The following is a 15,840-nucleotide window of genomic DNA, read 5'->3' as shown; positions in this document are numbered from 1 at the left end:
CTAAGCCAATAACCAATATCATGTGATATTCAAGCCATAGGTTTCATATTGCCTATGGCGATTTCTTTGCTTGGTAATTAACCATCCATACGGCTGCCTCAACGCGAGATTTTAAGGCTAGCTTTTTGAGTAAGTGTTTTACATGGACTTTCACTGTGCCATCTGTAATGTCGAGTTCTCTTGCGATTAGCTTATTACTTAAACCCTTGGCGATAAGCTTGATAATGTCATGTTCTCGACTGGTTAACAGAGAAAGAATTTTAGTGTCTTTCTTTTCAGGGCGTCTGAGTGCGGTGATTAAGACATCGGTGAGCGTTTCACTAATGACCATTTTTCCGGTGACGGATTCTTTGATTTTTTCTATAATATCATCTGGTTCCATATCTTTAAGTAAGTAACCATCCGCGCCAGAACGAATAGCTTCTAAGACATCTTCATTATTATCGGAAACGGTGAGCATGAGTATTTTTGCTTGAACGCCTTGATGACGTAATGCTCGAAGTGTTTCTAATCCATCCATACCTTGCATGTTGAGATCGAGAGTGATCAAATCTGGATTTTTTTCTGCTGCGATAGTGAGTGCTTCAACACCTGAACTGGCTTCGGCTACAACTTTCAATTCATTTTCTAATTCAATTAGTTGTCTAAGACCTTTACGTAATAAAGGGTGGTCGTCGACCATCATTATGGACATTCTTTCATCTAATAGCATTCATTGGATCCTTACTTCCGAGTTGTTGGTTGTTAATATCATAACGCCCTATTATTTATAGAGTATGATTCACATCAATAAAGAGGCTATTAATGAGTAAGTCTGTTTATCCCTAAAGCGGTAGTTTTCACCGTGGCGAGATTATGGTAAGTCTTTGTATTTAAGTTAATTTACATTGTTTTCTCTTGGTTTGTTTGAGCCGTTTTATCGATAGGGATAAGTGAGCCTACTCATTCATGTGAATAGTGATGCAGTACAAAAATTGTCATAGTTAAAGTTCATAATATTGAGCTGATTTGAGCTTGTGGAGGGTACGATGGCAGACTTACAAAAGTGGGATCCTGAAGATAAGGTTTTTTGGGAGTCCGAAGGCAAAAAAATAGCAAACCGGAATCTTTGGATTTCGATTCCAAGCTTGTTATGTGGGTTTGCCGTGTGGTTATATTGGGGGGTCATTACAGTACAGATGCTTAATCTTGGCTTCCCTTTTGCTAAATCTGAATTGTTTACTTTAATGGCTATATCGGGGTTAACTGGAGCGACACTTAGGATCCCCAGTAGTTTCTTTATTCGTTTATGTGGTGGACGTAATACCTTATTCTTCACGACCGCCTTATTAATGCTACCTGCATTTGGAACTGGGATTGCGTTGCAAAGCCAAGATACGCCTTTATGGGTTTTTCAGGTTTTAGCACTATTGTCGGGGATTGGCGGGGGGAATTTTGCTTCTTCTATGTCAAATATTAGTTTTTTCTTTCCCAAAAAACAGCAGGGTTTAGCGCTTGGAATGAATGCGGGACTCGGCAATTTTGGCGTGACTAGTATGCAAATTCTGGTGCCTTTGTTTATGACCTTTGCCGCTTTTGGTGGCGATCCAATGATCTTGTTAAATTCCAGTGGCACCTTGATAGGTAAAATTCCTGCTGGCTCTGAGACTTGGATACAAAATTCAGGTTGGATTTGGTTGGTGTTTTTAATTCCATTAGCGTTTGCTGGTTGGTTTGGTCTTAACAATATTAAAACACCTGATGTGTCTCCTGACATAGGTAACCCCTTGACATCTTGGTTACTGATTTCTGTGATGTTACTTATCGGCTTTTTAACTGCAGGGGTGGGGTTATGGCTATTACTCCCTCAAGAAGTGAATGGTTCAGGATTTAATGTACCTAAAGAAATTGTTGTAATAATGGTAGTTATTTCTACAGTCTTCTTATTAAAACAACTACCCGGAGCGATAAGATCAAGTTTAGATCGTCAATATAAAATTTTCGATAATAAACATACTTGGATTATGAGTATTATTTATACCATGACCTTTGGGTCGTTTATTGGCTTTTCGGCATCCTTACCTTTGTCTATCAAGGTCATATTTGGTTATCAACATATCATGGTTGATGGTGTGATGACCCATAGTACGGTGAATACCAATGGTCCTAGTGCACTCATGTACGCTTGGATGGGGCCTTTTATCGGTGCGTTGATCCGACCTGTTGGAGGCTGGATTGCCGATAAACTGGGTGGTGCTTTAGTGACCCAAGTTTGCTCTTTTATTATGGTGATAAGTGCCCTCGCGGTTGCTTATTACATGCAAGCAGCTTATCAATCATCAACGCCTGAAATTTATTTTGTGCCCTTTTTCTTATTGTTTTTAGTGTTATTTGCGGCCACAGGCATAGGCAATGGTTCCACTTTTCGGACAATTGCGATGGTTTTCCCGAAAGAACAAGTCGGACCCGTATTGGGTTGGACTTCTGCCATTGCCGCTTATGGTGCGTTTTACATACCGAAAGTATTGGGGGAGCAAATTAAATTAACCACCCCAGAGGATGCACTCATCGGGTTTGCTGGTTTCTACCTGATTTGTTTATTTATCAACTGGTGGTTTTATTTACGTAAAGGTGCGGAATTTCATAATCCTTAACGTTGATTAACTTGGATATATATGTTTAAAAGCATTGAGCTTGATCCTCAATGCTTTTAAGTTAACGTCAGTTCTTGTTCTAAGATGTTGTGTAATTCGGGCAAACAACTGCCGCAGCCGGATCCCGCTTGCGTGACTCGAGTCAGATCAGTCAGCTGATTGATGTCATGTTGACGTATGGCATGGCATAACTGAGTGCGACCGACTTGTTTACAGGCGCAAATGAGCTCACCTACGGCAAGTGATCCTTGTGGTAAGTTAGCTAGTAAGCTCAGTGACATGTCACTATCTATGGGGTGGCTGAGTAACGTCCTAAACCAAGAACGGCTATCTTTGGGGAGTTTATTGGAAACCATATAGGCAAAATCAATTTGCTTATCTGTGATATTCGCAAATCGAAAATTGGATTGATTGTCATTAAAGCTTAGCTGGTTATGGTGAGCGACTTTCTGAAATGAATGCAGTTGCTGTTGTAATTGAGCGGGAATGAGTTGACTGGCTATATGATATAAATACCCATTCGTGACCGTTTGCTTCACCCAATAAGGAAAGGCAGTTAAGTCTGACTCTAACGCTGAAATTGTTTTCTTCGTCAGTAGTAAGGCGTCACTTTGATAAGGATAAACGTGAATATTAACGGCGGTATGTTTGAATTCAGGTTGTCCAGATATGGCATCAACATGCTGACTAATGAGTTGGCCAATTTTACCTCGACTGGAGGTGGTGTTGCTCCAGTGTATGGGAGCAAACAATTCACCACGGCGAAGTTGCTCAGATAATGTCACTTTAAGAAGACTCTTTCCCAATGTACTGGATATTTCAACAAGTTCTCCTTGCTGTAATGCTTGGCGTTTAGCATCAAGGGGATGAAGATAAAGCGTGGGTTCGGCTTGATAAGCACTGAGGCTTGGGGATAACCCACTGCGGGTCATCGTATGCCATTGATCGCGTATTCTTCCCGTATTGAGTATAAAAGGATATTGACTGCTCACCTGCTGTAAGGGTAAATGATATTTTAGGGCGATAAATTGAGCTTTAGTCGAAGAGGTGAAGTAAACGCCTTCGCTAAACAGTCTGTGATGTTCAATGTTGCTTTGCTTACTCATTAATGGCCACTGCTGCGGCGATAATAGATTATATTCAGTGGCACTTAACTGGCTTAAGCCTGCTAAATTTAATGCCCTTGCTGTTGAACCATAATTATTAAGCTCCGTGAGTTGGGCATATTCTTTGAAAATATCAGCTTCGTGGCGATAGTTGAAAGCGCTTTCAAATCCCATATGCTTAGCCACCTGGCTAATAATCCACCAGTCTGGCTTTCCTTCACCTGGCGTGGGGAGTAGACGTCGTTGCCTTGAAATACGTCTCTCTGAATTGGTCACCGTGCCCGACTTTTCAGCCCAGCCTTGCGCGGGTAGCAATACATTGGCCGTACGTGTGGTGTCGGTATCTTCAATACAATCAGATACCACCACAAAAGGACATTTTTCGAGTGCTTGTTGTATTTTATGGCTATTGGGTAGGCTGACGACAGGATTGGTTGCCATGATCCAAATCGCTTTTATTTCACCGCGATCCAGCGCATCGAACATATCGATTGCTTTAAGGCCGGGTTTGCTTGCTAACGTTGAGGTTTGCCAATATTCACTGAGCGTTTGATGGTGTGCTTGGTGATTAAACTCCATGTGGGCAGCTAACGTATTAGCAAGGCCACCGACTTCTCTTCCTCCCATCGCATTGGGTTGGCCTGTTATTGAGAAAGGGCATGCGCCGAGTCGGCCTACTTTACCTGTGGCGAGATGGCAATTGATAATGGCGTTGACCTTATCCGTGCCATAACAGGATTGATTCACGCCTTGAGAGTAGAATGTCATCACTTTGTTAGTATTGGCAAAATGCTCATAAAAAGTCATGAGATCGGTTTGAGATAAGGATAATAACGCGGCGAGTTTATCGAAACTGGGGGTGTCTTGTTGAGCACTGACAAGCGTATCGCTAAAGCCTTCGGTATGTTTTTCGATGTAATGTCTATCCAGCTTTTGCCTGCGATTAAGTTCACACAACAGTCCGTTAAAAAGGGCTACATCGGCACCAGGGCGGATCGCTAAATGTAAATTGGCTATCTCACAGCTAGCCGTAGAACGGGGATCGATAACAACCACATATAAATGAGGCTTGTATTTTTTAGCCTCTTTTATACGCTGATAAATAACGGGGTGACACCAAGCTAGATTTGAGCCAACAAGAATGATCATCTCAGCGTGTTCTATATCTTGATAGCAGCCTGGCACCAGATCTGAGCCAAAGGCGCGTTTGTGGGCACTCACACTCGAAGACATGCAAAGACGCGAGTTAGTATCAATATTTGCACTACCAATAAAGCCCTTCATGAGTTTATTAGCCACATAATAGTCTTCGGTGAGTAATTGCCCTGAGGCATAAAATGCAATGGCATTCGGTCCATGCTCTCGGATGATTTTGGTGAATTGTTGGGCGACATGGGTTAATGCTTGTGGCCAAGCGGTCATTTCTTTTTCGATCATTGGGTGATGCAATCTCCCTGTGGGTGTCACTGTTTCCCCCAGTGCCAATCCTTTAGAGCATAGCTTGCCATAGTTCGCTGGATGGGTTTCATCTCCTCTTATTTCGAGTTGACCTTGATGATTTGTTTTTGCTTCAACGCCACAACCGACACCGCAATAAGCGCAAGTGGTTTTGATCCATGGCCGACTTGAATCTTGGCTCATTAATGACTCCATTATCTTATTTTTATTTCTCTTTTAAAAAGCTAAGCAATGATCGAACCAAATCAATGCACAGACTAAATGTACTTTTTTATTGTCAGGTTTAATTTAAAAATCAGTTCGTTAGTGAGGATTTTGTTTTATGGTGAGGCGGTATAATCGTCAGTGATGGGTCATCATCTGGGCACAGGTATGAATTGTTCACCAATTTAGCGCATGAATGCACTGAATTGTTTCTTTTTTGTAACTATTGCTTGCTTGCCCTGTAATGTTAAAAAAGTGTTATTCTCATATATTATAATTAATGCATTGTTTGTAAAGGTTTTATTTTTTAATTGTGCATGTGTTTTTTTATTGGCATTGCCTTTGCTGAGCTTTAGACCCAAGTAGTCTGTAAAGAAGGAGGCGATGATGTTCAATAATAGTATTCATTCGAGCCGAGAGGTCGTCAGTCTAGCGGCGCGTTTTCTTGCGGGGAAGCGTCTTCTGGGCAAAGTGAGTCTTGTGGGGGCGGGGCCTGGGGATCCGGACTTACTCACAGTGAAAGCACTTCGCTGCATTCAAAGCTGCGACTTGATTGTGTATGACCGTTTAGTGAGTGATGACATATGCAACTTATTTCCGGCTAAGACTGAATCTATCTATATGGGAAAAGCCAAGAATTGTCGTCGTTTTTCTCAAGATGACATTAATCAATTATTGATAGAAAAAGCGAAGTTAGGCATGAATATTTGCAGGCTAAAAGGGGGCGATGCATTTGTTTTTGGTCGCGGTGGTGAAGAGGTTTTAGCACTAAAGCAAGCTGGCGTTGAGGTGGATCTTGTTCCCGGTATTACAGCTGCAGCGGGATGCACGACTTATGCCGGTATACCCTTAACTCATCGAGGGCTGGCACAAGGCTGCACTTTTATTACTGCACATGCAGAAAAAAATCTCGATATTCACTGGCAGAGTTTAGCGCAACTCGATCACACCTTAGTTTTTTATATGGGCATAACCAAAGCCGACTTTATTCAATCTCATTTGATGAATGCGGGACTCGACCCTTCCACACCAGCGGCATTAATTGAAAATGGTTGTTGTGACAACCAAAGGGTGATTTCGGGTGTGCTATCTCAACTCAGTCAACTCGTCGAGTCAAACCAAGTGCAATCACCGGCATTAATTGTGATTGGAAAGGTGGTGAATTTAGCGCAGCAGTTAACGTGGTTTCAGCAAGAAACAACAGCACGGTCGATACGGCAATTTGCTTGATATGAAGAATAAAAAAGGACTAGGGGGTCGGTAATGAATAAGTTGATGAATAACTCAATGAGTAAAAAGCGTATTTTAGTCGTCGGTAATGGCATGGTCGGACATCGTTTCATTGATACTCTCATTAAAGCCGATGAAAAAGACAATTATTCGTTAAGGACTTTTTCAGAAGAGCCTCTTTTAGCTTATGACAGAGTGCAATTAACGCAGTATTTTAACGGTAAGACGAAGCAGGACTTGGCGTTAACGGACAGTGATTATTATCATCAACACGGGGTGGACTTTATCTTAAATGATAAAGTGACTCGTATTGAAGCAGGATCGAAGAAAGTGATCACCGCTTCGGGTCGCGAGGCCTATTATGACAAATTAGTGCTAGCCACCGGCTCTTATCCTTTTGTGCCTCCCATTCCTGGAAAAGATCAAGCACATTGCTTGGTATATCGTACCCTCGATGATTTAGATGCCATTCGTTTATCGGCTAAAAAAAGTAAAGTGGGTGTGGTGATTGGGGGGGGATTATTAGGACTTGAGGCCGCCAATGCGTTAAAGAGTTTGGGTATGGAAACTCATGTTGTCGAATTCGCCCCCCGTTTAATGGCTGTGCAACTGGATGATGGTGGGGCTGCACTGTTGAGGCGAAAAATTGAAGCCTTAGGGGTCGGCGTTCATACTGAAAAAGCCACCACTGAAATCATTAAAGGTGAAGATTGCCGTTATCGATTGAATTTTACCGATGACACTTATGTTGAGACCGATATGCTGGTTTTTTCTGCAGGTATTCGCCCCCAAGATGAACTAGCGCGTCAATCAGGATTAGACTTAGGTCAGCGCGGGGGCATTGTGATTAACGATCAATGCCAAACCAGTGATCCGGATATTTATGCCATCGGTGAATGCGCCTTATGGCAGCAACGTATTTTCGGCCTTGTGGCACCGGGATATGCCATGGCGAAAGTGGCAGCAGCTCATATTCTAGGGCAAGAAGCGGCTTTTACGGGAGCCGATATGAGCACTAAACTGAAATTATTGGGAGTGGATGTCGCCAGTATTGGTGATGCTCATGGAAAAACTTCAGGCGCACAATCTTATACCTATCATGATGAAATTGAACAAGTGTATAAGCGTTTAATTGTATCCAGTGATAATAAAAAAATCTTAGGTGCTGTGCTCGTTGGGGATGTGAGTGCCTACAGCCATTTATTGCAACTTATGTTGAATAATATGACTTTACCTGAAAATCCTGCTTCATTGATCTTACCGAATAGCGGAGCGGGGGCGGCCACGGGTGCTGGATTGGAGAGTCTGCCAGATTTGGCTCAGATATGCTCTTGCTTCGATGTGTCCAAAGCCTGTATTAAACAAGCTGTAGCTGAGGGAAATACGAGTCTATCTGAGCTGAAAAGTTGTACCAAAGCATCAACAGGATGTGGCGGATGCAGTGCATTGGTGAAGCAATTACTGGATAGTGAATTATTGGCACTGGGTCATGATGTCGATAACAACCTCTGTGAGCACTTTGCTTATACTCGTCCCGAGTTAGTTGACATAGTCAGGATTAAAAAGGTCAAAACCTTTGATGGTTTACTGAAAAGTCATGGCTCTGGATTGGGCTGCGAAATATGTAAGCCAACCGTCGGCTCCATCTTGGCTTCTTTTTGGAATGAATATGTTTTAGAAGAGCCCCATATGGGACTGCAAGATACCAATGATCGTTATTTAGGTAATATGCAAAAAGATGGTACTTATTCCGTTGTGCCCCGAATTGCTGGCGGTGAAATTACGCCTGACAAGCTTATATTCATAGGGGAAATAGCCAAAGAATTTGATCTCTATACTAAAATCACTGGCGGGCAACGTATTGATTTATTTGGTGCTCAATTACATGAACTGCCGATTATTTGGCGAAAACTGGTTGATGCGGGATTTGAAACAGGGCAAGCCTATGGTAAATCGGTGCGAACGGTTAAAGCGTGTGTTGGCGAGACTTGGTGCCGATTTGGTATTAATGACAGTTTGGGTTTCGCCATTGATATTGAGGATCGCTATAAAGGGCTACGCGCCCCGAATAAGCTTAAGTTTGCGGTATCGGGATGCACTAGAGAGTGCGCCGAAGCACAGTCAAAAGATGTGGGAATGATTGCCACTGAAAACGGTTGGAACTTATATGTCGGCGGTAATGGAGGCATGCGACCACGTCACGGTGATTTATTTGCGACCAATTTAGATGATAAAACCCTCATTCAATATATCGATCGCTTTCTCATGTTTTATATCCGCAGTGCCGAAAAAGGTCAGCGCACGTCGGTTTGGCTGGAAAGTCTAGAAGGGGGACTCGAATATCTCAAGCAGGTGATTATTGATGACAAACTCGGTTTAGCACAAGAATTAGAAACTGAGATGGCATATAGCATTAGCCAATATCAATGTGAGTGGAAGACAACCTTAGACAATCCAGAAAAATTAAAACGTTTTCAGCATTTTATTAATAGTAAGCAGAGTGATCCGCATCTTATATATGAGATTGAGCGTGAGCAGCGTAAACCCAGTAATAACGATCAGAGAATAAAAATACTCGAAGTTGCAGATTGAACGTCAATAAGAAGAAGTTGCAGATTGAACGTCAATAAGAAGAAGTTGCAGATTGAACGTCAATAAGAAAAGGGAAAGGAAGAATGAAAAAGTGGATATCAGTTTGCCTACAACATGATTTGAACTCAGGGGCCGGAATATGTGCTTTGCTTGGTGATGAGCAAGTGGCCGTATTTCAATGTCGCCAGACACAGGCACTCTATGCCGTCTCTAATTATGATCCTATTGGTAAAGCCAATGTCATTTCTAGAGGAATAATGGGCTCTATAAAAGAGGAGGCTGTTGTTTCTTCACCTTTATATAAGCAACATTTTAATTTGAGTAACGGACTCTGTCTTCAAGAGCCTGATCGTCAACTCAAAACCTACCCTATCCGGCTGCACGGGAGAGAAGTTCAGCTTGCTTATGGCTAGTTAGCCTTTCTATTTCTGCCTATTTTGTTTGTGCCCGTCATATTGCGGGTAGGTATTCGGCTGACTATTTTCATTAATAAAGGATGATCCAATGAGCCATGTAAATCGATTTAATCTATTTTCATTTAGTGGGAAAATGAAAATATTACACCTTAGCTGGATGGCATTTTTTATAACGTTTATGGTGTGGTTTAATTTTGTCCCATTATTACAATCGGTAAAATCTTCATTAGGATTAACCAGTGCAGAGATTAAAACCCTATTAATTCTCAATGTGGCTTTTACTATTCCTGCAAGGGTATTAATTGGCATGCTGACCGACAAGTATGGACCTCGATGGGTTTATTCAGTTTTATTGGCTGTGAGCGCGGTGCCCTGTTTTGCATTTGCCTTGGCCGATAACTTTATTCAGGCCGCTGTCGCGCGTTTTTTCCTCGGCTTTATTGGCGCTGGTTTTGTCATCGGTATTCGATTAGTGTCGGAGTGGTTTCCTCATAATGAATTAGGCACGGCTGAAGGTGTATACGGTGGTTGGGGCAATTTTGGTTCGGCTGCTGCGGCATTTACGTTACCAACGTTAGCTCTGTTCTTCGGGGGGGAAGATGGCTGGCGCTATGCAATGGCCATAACAGGCTTAATGAGTTTAGTGTTTGCCTTTGTTTTTTTTAGACATGTCAGCGACACGCCTAAGGGGGCGACGTATTTTCGCCCTAAAAACTTAACCGCAATGGAGGTCACCTCTAAAGGTGATTTCTTTCTACTACTCATCATGAAATTACCGATGTACGGGGCATTAGCCTTATTGGCGTGGAAGTTATCTCCGGCAGGAGTGGCTATGTTATCTGCTTGGACGGTGAACGTTATTTACTTGAGCTTAGTCATTATTTACGGCTACGATGCCTCTTTAGTGTGGAAGGTGAATAAAACGATTTTTGAAAAACCAGTTCCTGCGATCCATCAATATAAATTTAAGCAGGTTGCTGTATTGAATGTTCTGTATTTCGCGACTTTTGGATCTGAGTTAGCCGTAGTGTCGATGTTGCCACTCTTTTTTTCTGAGACTTTTGAGTTAACGCCTGTTGTGGCGGGAATGGTGGCTTCAGCTTATGCCTTCATGAATTTGATATCCCGTCCCGGCGGGGGCTGGATTTCAGATAAATTTGGCCGCAAACTCACTTTATTAATTTTAACCGCAGGTCTCTCGCTGGGGTATTTTTTAATGGGACAAGTTAATAGTGATTGGCCAGTGGGACTTGCTGTTGCTGCTGCTATGTTGTGCTCTTTCTTTGTGCAGTCGGGTGAGGGGGCAGTGTTTGCGACGATACCTTTGATTAAGAGACGTATGACGGGGCAAATTGCTGGAATGACCGGAGCTTATGGCAATGTGGGAGCAGTTTGTTATTTGACTGTTTTGTCCTTTGTTGATTACAGCACTTTTTATTATGTGATTGCGATAACGGCATTATTGGGTTTTGTGGCCTTGCTAGTGATGGAGGAGCCTTCAGGACAAATTGCTGAAATGAATGAAGATGGTAGTGTGACCTTAATTGACGTATCGCATTAAAGAGATGAAAAGCACTTCACTCAAACTCGTGGATGCACCAGCGGGATCGGCAATGATTAGCCCACTGAAACCAAAACTGCATGTGAATGTGGGGGGGAAATCGAGGGCAGGATTAAGATTGGAAAATCAAGATGCCTTCGCAGTCCGTCATCCGAAAAATCACCATGCCATCGTTTGTAAGGGGATCACGGCTTGTATCGCTGATGGAGTCAGTTGCAGCGATAATGGTCAGCAAGCCAGTCAGCTTAGTGTCACACAATTTATTACTGATTATTATGCGACGCCAGATACTTGGTCAGTGAAGCAATCTGCTAGTCGAGTATTAAGATCATTAAATGATTGGTTATATCATCATAGTCAGCTTGCCTATCTTCGACACAATGGCTTTGTGACTACATTAAGTAGTGTGATCATCAAGTCAAATCGAGCCCATATATTTCATGTGGGAGATACGCGGATTTATCGCTTTAGACAGGGAGCATTAACACTCATAACCCGTGACCATTGCCATAAACCCTTTAATAAAGGTAATTTTCTAACGCGAGCTTTAGGCATTGATAGTCATTTAGAAATCGATTATCAAGAATTAAACATTCGCTGTGATGACGTCTTTATTTTGACAAGCGATGGAGTGCACCAATGGGTCTGTGAGCTTGAGTTGACCGCTTTATTGAAAGCAGCGTCAACAGGTCTGGAATCAACAGCGGATAAAGTACTTCAGCATGCGATGCAAAAAGGCAGCGATGATAATCTCACGTGTTTATTGTTGAAAGTCACCTCGCTCCCCCTTACTGGGATTGATGAGTTAAATGAAACAGGATTGAAGCAAATCTTTCCTCCTGCCTTAGCTGTGGGTCATCGAATTGATCATTTTAAGGTGTTGAACATTTTACATTCAGGCAGTCGCAGCCATGTGTATTTGGTCGAAGATAATACGAATAAACAAGTCTTCACCCTTAAAGCGCCTTCTCTCAATTACAGTGATGACATTTATTATTTACAAGCCTTTATACGTGAACAATGGGTGGGAGAGAGAGCGAACTCATCAGGATTAATGAGTATATACCCACATAAGTCGCGTTTTCTTTATCATTTATGTGAGTATGTCGAGGGCGAAACGTTGAGGCAGTGGATGTATGATCATCCTAAACCGAGTTTGCAGCTTGTTAGAAAATTACTCATTGAAATGGTAACCTCGGTTCGTGCTTTACAGAGGTTGGGAGTTATTCATCGAGATTTAAAGCCTGAAAATTTCATGATGAATGAAGCGCAAAAATTAGTATTGATAGACTATGGTGCAGTGCAAATTGATAGTTTGGAAGACATGGAGCTTGAGGCGCAGGAAAAGATCCCTTTGGGGGCGTTAGAGTACATGTCGCCAGAGTATTTGAATAAGCATATTGCCAAACATCAATCTGATATTTTTTCGATGGGGGTGATGATTTATGAAATGCTCACTCAATATTTACCTTATCAACACAATCTAACATCTGGAATAAATAAGATCCCCAAAAAGGATTGGCGCTATATTTCAATTCAACAATATCGCCCCGATATTCCATTATGGATAGACTTGGTGATACGAAAAGCTTGTCATCCAGACATCGAGCAGCGTTATCAGGCAATGTCAGAATTTATCGCCGATCTTTCCACGCCGAATCCAGCGTTAGTCGATAAACATTATTTTGCTGCGTTAATAGAAGATGACCCACTCCGCTTGTGGCGTATACTCACCTTTATTCTTTTACTTTTACTCATAATACAAAGCTTACACTTTATGCGTTAGCAGGCAGGCTAATACTGGCGTTAATGAGAGTGTATCGCTGGAGTCGTTGATTCTAATGTACCTTCCTTCTTTGCATCATAACGTTTCCATACTTTTTCATGAAAGTAAAAAACAACAGTATTGATAGCAGGCTCAACCAATGCAACAGCGCCACCGATGAGCATACTTCCTGTTAATAAATAGGTTACGGTAAAAGCAACGCTAAAATGAAGTGCGGCAAACGTCATCGTCTTAGTCATATTAACCTCTGGATACGATATCTTAATGCGGTAAATGATAACAGTTCTCATTTGTATTTAAAGGGGGGAGTTAGATTGTTTTGGTCTTTATTTAATCTAAAATGATATGTTAGGTTATATAAAGAAAGGCTATGGTAAGTATTATACTGATAATAGTGGGTTTTTGTTCAGTAAGGACAAAAGCCTTTGTTGGTCAGCAATACCAACAAAGGTTGTAGAGGACTAATTAAACAATGAATTATTTAATTTTGTAGCTCTTTACAGATATAGTCTTGGCTGTCTTTGCTAAAGCTACTGCTTTGCGGTGCACTTGGCGCGCAGTATTCATCGACAAACTGCTTCATTTTTTCTTTAGATTGAGCCAGCAAGTCAAAAGCCTGTTTCTCAGTGCCGGATAATTTAGCATCGATAGTGGCTTTAAGCGATTGCACTTTTGCTTCTAGTGTATCCATTTGAGCATCGGTTGCTTTGTCGAGTTTATCCTGAGTTGACTCCACAAATGTTTGGGCACTATCCATCGGCTTATCGACACCGTCACTCTTAGTGTACAAGTAATATGCAAGGGCAACTAATATTGCCAAGATGATCCAGTTTCTCATATTTTAGTCCTATCTAAGTGAATAACATGTGTTATAAGAGTTATAATAGACCAGTTTTCTGGCAATGTTAAAGCTGTAAGGCTGTAAAATGAACGCAGATAAAAACCAAAAAGACTATTCAAAGGCTGAACGAATTAAGATCCATCAGCCCGATCCAACGAAAGCAGACCGTTTTAATCCCAGAAATCGAATATATGTTCGGGCGGTAAAAGGCTTGTGGACCACTTTACGTCGCCGTTTAGGCTGGGTGGCCATGCTGGTATTTTTAGTGATCCCTTGGTTTTCTTGGGGTGACAGACAAGCCGTGTTGTTTAACTTAGCCGAGCAAAAGTTTCATATATTTGGACTTACCATTTGGCCTCAAGATCTGACATTATTAGCGGCTTTATTAATGATAGCGGCTTTTGGGTTATTCTTTGTGACCACATATTTGGGTAGAGTTTGGTGTGGCTACACTTGCCCACAAACCGTGTGGACTTTCATATTCATTTGGTTTGAAGAAAAATTCGAAGGCACGAGACATAAACGAATTAAATTAGATCAGCTTCCTTGGAGCTTTAATAAAATTTGGCGTAAAGCAGCAAAACACACTGCTTGGCTAGCGGTCTCTTTATTGACGGCAACAACTTTCATTTCTTATTTTGTGCCAGCCCATCAAATTTACATTGATCTTTTTTCGTTGAATGAGACGGGTTTAGTGTATTTTTGGGTTGTTTTCTTTGCTTTGGCGACTTACGGTAATGCTGGCTGGATGCGTGAAATCATGTGCATCCACATATGTCCATATGCTCGTTTCCAAGCGGTTATGTTTGATAAGAACACTTATATAGTGGGTTACGATAGTCAACGAGGAGAAAATAGAGGCCCAAGGGCGCGTAAGTCTGATCCCAAAGAGCAAGGTTTGGGCGATTGTATTGACTGTGATTTATGCGTTCAAGTTTGCCCGACAGGTATTGATATCCGTAATGGGCTCCAGTATGAATGTATTAATTGCGGTGCCTGTATTGATGCTTGCGATAATACCATGTCACATATGGGCTATGCTAAAGGCCTCATTAGCTACACAACAGAAAACAAGTTAGACAAGATTAAAGAAAAAGTCCTTAGACCTAAGCTAGTGGGTTACGGTGTGATGCTGAGTATTATGATGTTACTCTTTATTTATGCCAGTATGACCATCGCCCCTATGCGACTGGATGTCATCCGAGATCGCAATCAGCTATATAGAGAAAATAATGACGGTTTGATTGAAAATACTTTTACTTTAAAAGTATTCAATAAAACGGAATCGACTCACGAGTACGACATGAATGTAGAAGGTTTGTCAGATTATCAATGGATAGGGCCTAAACACGTAACCTTAATGTCTGGGGAAGTACTTAGTGTGCCGATAAGTTTAGCTGTTGATCCTGTAGAACTGACAAAAAGTGTGACTAATATTACTTTTCACGTCATCAGTGTAGATAGAAAGGTAGAAGTTACACAGGAATCTCGTTTTTTCAGTCATTAAAAGACAGATAAAATGATAAAAAAGGGCGTTAAAGCCCTTTTTTTAAACGTTTAGCTGGCTTTGTGTTCACTCAATGGGTTTGTTTCATTTAAATGCTAAAAAGGGCTTGTGCTTAGCTCAAATCTCCCTATAATGCGCAACCACTGACACGGCAAAGCAGGCTTACTACCTAGTCGAAAGATTAGAGAGTACGGGACTTGCAGCGGTGTTAGAGAGAATAATCTCTTCGGATTTTAATCTCAGGTGACAAGCGCTTTAAGGGCTTCGGTTTTGATTATTTATCACATGAGTGATTAAGAAATCAACACTTGAAAAACTTCTTAAAATAAGCACTTGACGCCGCGACTGGAGAGTGTAGAATACGCCTCCTCAAGCCAACGACCTAGCGTCTTAGGCTGCTAGCTGAAAAATGCGTTTTTCATACTAGCAACGCTCTTTAACAATATGACAAGCAAATCTGTGTGGGCACTCACAGGTGTTGAGTTATTCGAAATTGCTTTTATTTC

Annotated in this window: 11 protein-coding genes; 7 read left to right on the top strand and 4 right to left on the bottom strand. The window is 41.7% G+C overall.

Annotation, left to right across the window (positions count from 1 at the left end):
* Positions 1-52: 52 nt before the first annotated feature.
* Positions 53-712, bottom strand: coding sequence for a two-component system response regulator NarL (gene narL, locus L2764_RS11500; RefSeq protein ID WP_248940362.1), 660 nt, complete (start codon positions 710-712; stop codon positions 53-55).
* 316 nt (positions 713-1,028) lie between these two features.
* On the opposite strand from narL, the gene L2764_RS11495 reads away from it, so the two are divergent.
* Positions 1,029-2,633, top strand: coding sequence for an MFS transporter (locus L2764_RS11495; RefSeq protein ID WP_248940361.1), 1,605 nt, complete (start codon positions 1,029-1,031; stop codon positions 2,631-2,633).
* A gap of 56 nt (positions 2,634-2,689) precedes the next feature.
* Here L2764_RS11495 and L2764_RS11490 read toward each other — a convergent pair whose 3' ends face one another.
* On the bottom strand, positions 2,690-5,380 hold the full coding sequence (locus L2764_RS11490; protein WP_248940360.1) for a nitrate reductase: 2,691 nt from the start codon (positions 5,378-5,380) through the stop codon (positions 2,690-2,692).
* A gap of 405 nt (positions 5,381-5,785) precedes the next feature.
* Between L2764_RS11490 and cobA the strand changes: the two genes are divergently transcribed.
* The 5 genes from cobA (at position 5,786) to L2764_RS11465 (ending at position 12,986) form a co-directional block, all read left to right on the top strand.
* Entirely contained in the window at positions 5,786-6,631 is an 846-nt protein-coding gene (gene cobA, locus L2764_RS11485; RefSeq protein WP_248940359.1) for a uroporphyrinogen-III C-methyltransferase, read from the top strand.
* 57 nt (positions 6,632-6,688) lie between these two features.
* The gene (gene nirB, locus L2764_RS11480; RefSeq protein WP_248940395.1) at positions 6,689-9,223 is read left to right on the top strand and encodes a nitrite reductase large subunit NirB; all 2,535 of its coding nucleotides are present in this window, start codon (positions 6,689-6,691) and stop codon (positions 9,221-9,223) included.
* Positions 9,224-9,306: 83 nt separating this feature from the next.
* On the top strand, positions 9,307-9,636 hold the full coding sequence (gene nirD / locus L2764_RS11475; protein WP_248940357.1) for a nitrite reductase small subunit NirD: 330 nt from the start codon (positions 9,307-9,309) through the stop codon (positions 9,634-9,636).
* Between the two features lie 91 nt (positions 9,637-9,727).
* Positions 9,728-11,200, top strand: a complete 1,473-nt coding sequence (locus L2764_RS11470; protein WP_248940356.1) for a NarK family nitrate/nitrite MFS transporter — start codon at positions 9,728-9,730, stop codon at positions 11,198-11,200.
* Positions 11,201-11,204: 4 nt separating this feature from the next.
* On the top strand, positions 11,205-12,986 hold the full coding sequence (locus tag L2764_RS11465) for a bifunctional protein-serine/threonine kinase/phosphatase (protein ID WP_248940354.1): 1,782 nt from the start codon (positions 11,205-11,207) through the stop codon (positions 12,984-12,986).
* A gap of 20 nt (positions 12,987-13,006) precedes the next feature.
* Here L2764_RS11465 and L2764_RS11460 read toward each other — a convergent pair whose 3' ends face one another.
* Both L2764_RS11460 and L2764_RS11455 read right to left on the bottom strand, forming a co-directional pair.
* Complete coding sequence (locus tag L2764_RS11460) at positions 13,007-13,225, bottom strand: DUF2061 domain-containing protein (protein WP_248940353.1); 219 nt, start codon at positions 13,223-13,225, stop codon at positions 13,007-13,009.
* A gap of 242 nt (positions 13,226-13,467) precedes the next feature.
* A complete protein-coding gene (locus L2764_RS11455; protein WP_248940352.1) occupies positions 13,468-13,824 on the bottom strand; it encodes an apolipoprotein A1/A4/E family protein in 357 nt (118 codons plus the stop codon).
* Between the two features lie 88 nt (positions 13,825-13,912).
* Here L2764_RS11455 and ccoG point away from each other — a divergent pair, with 88 nt between their 5' ends.
* A complete protein-coding gene (ccoG, locus tag L2764_RS11450; RefSeq protein WP_248940351.1) occupies positions 13,913-15,334 on the top strand; it encodes a cytochrome c oxidase accessory protein CcoG in 1,422 nt (473 codons plus the stop codon).
* The last annotated feature ends 506 nt before the right edge of the window (positions 15,335-15,840 follow it).

It is taken from the genome of Shewanella surugensis, from assembly GCF_023284005.1.
In the GTDB taxonomy this organism is placed as follows: Bacteria; Pseudomonadota; Gammaproteobacteria; order Enterobacterales; family Shewanellaceae; genus Shewanella; species Shewanella surugensis.
This window is presented reverse-complemented; position numbering and strand designations above follow the sequence as displayed.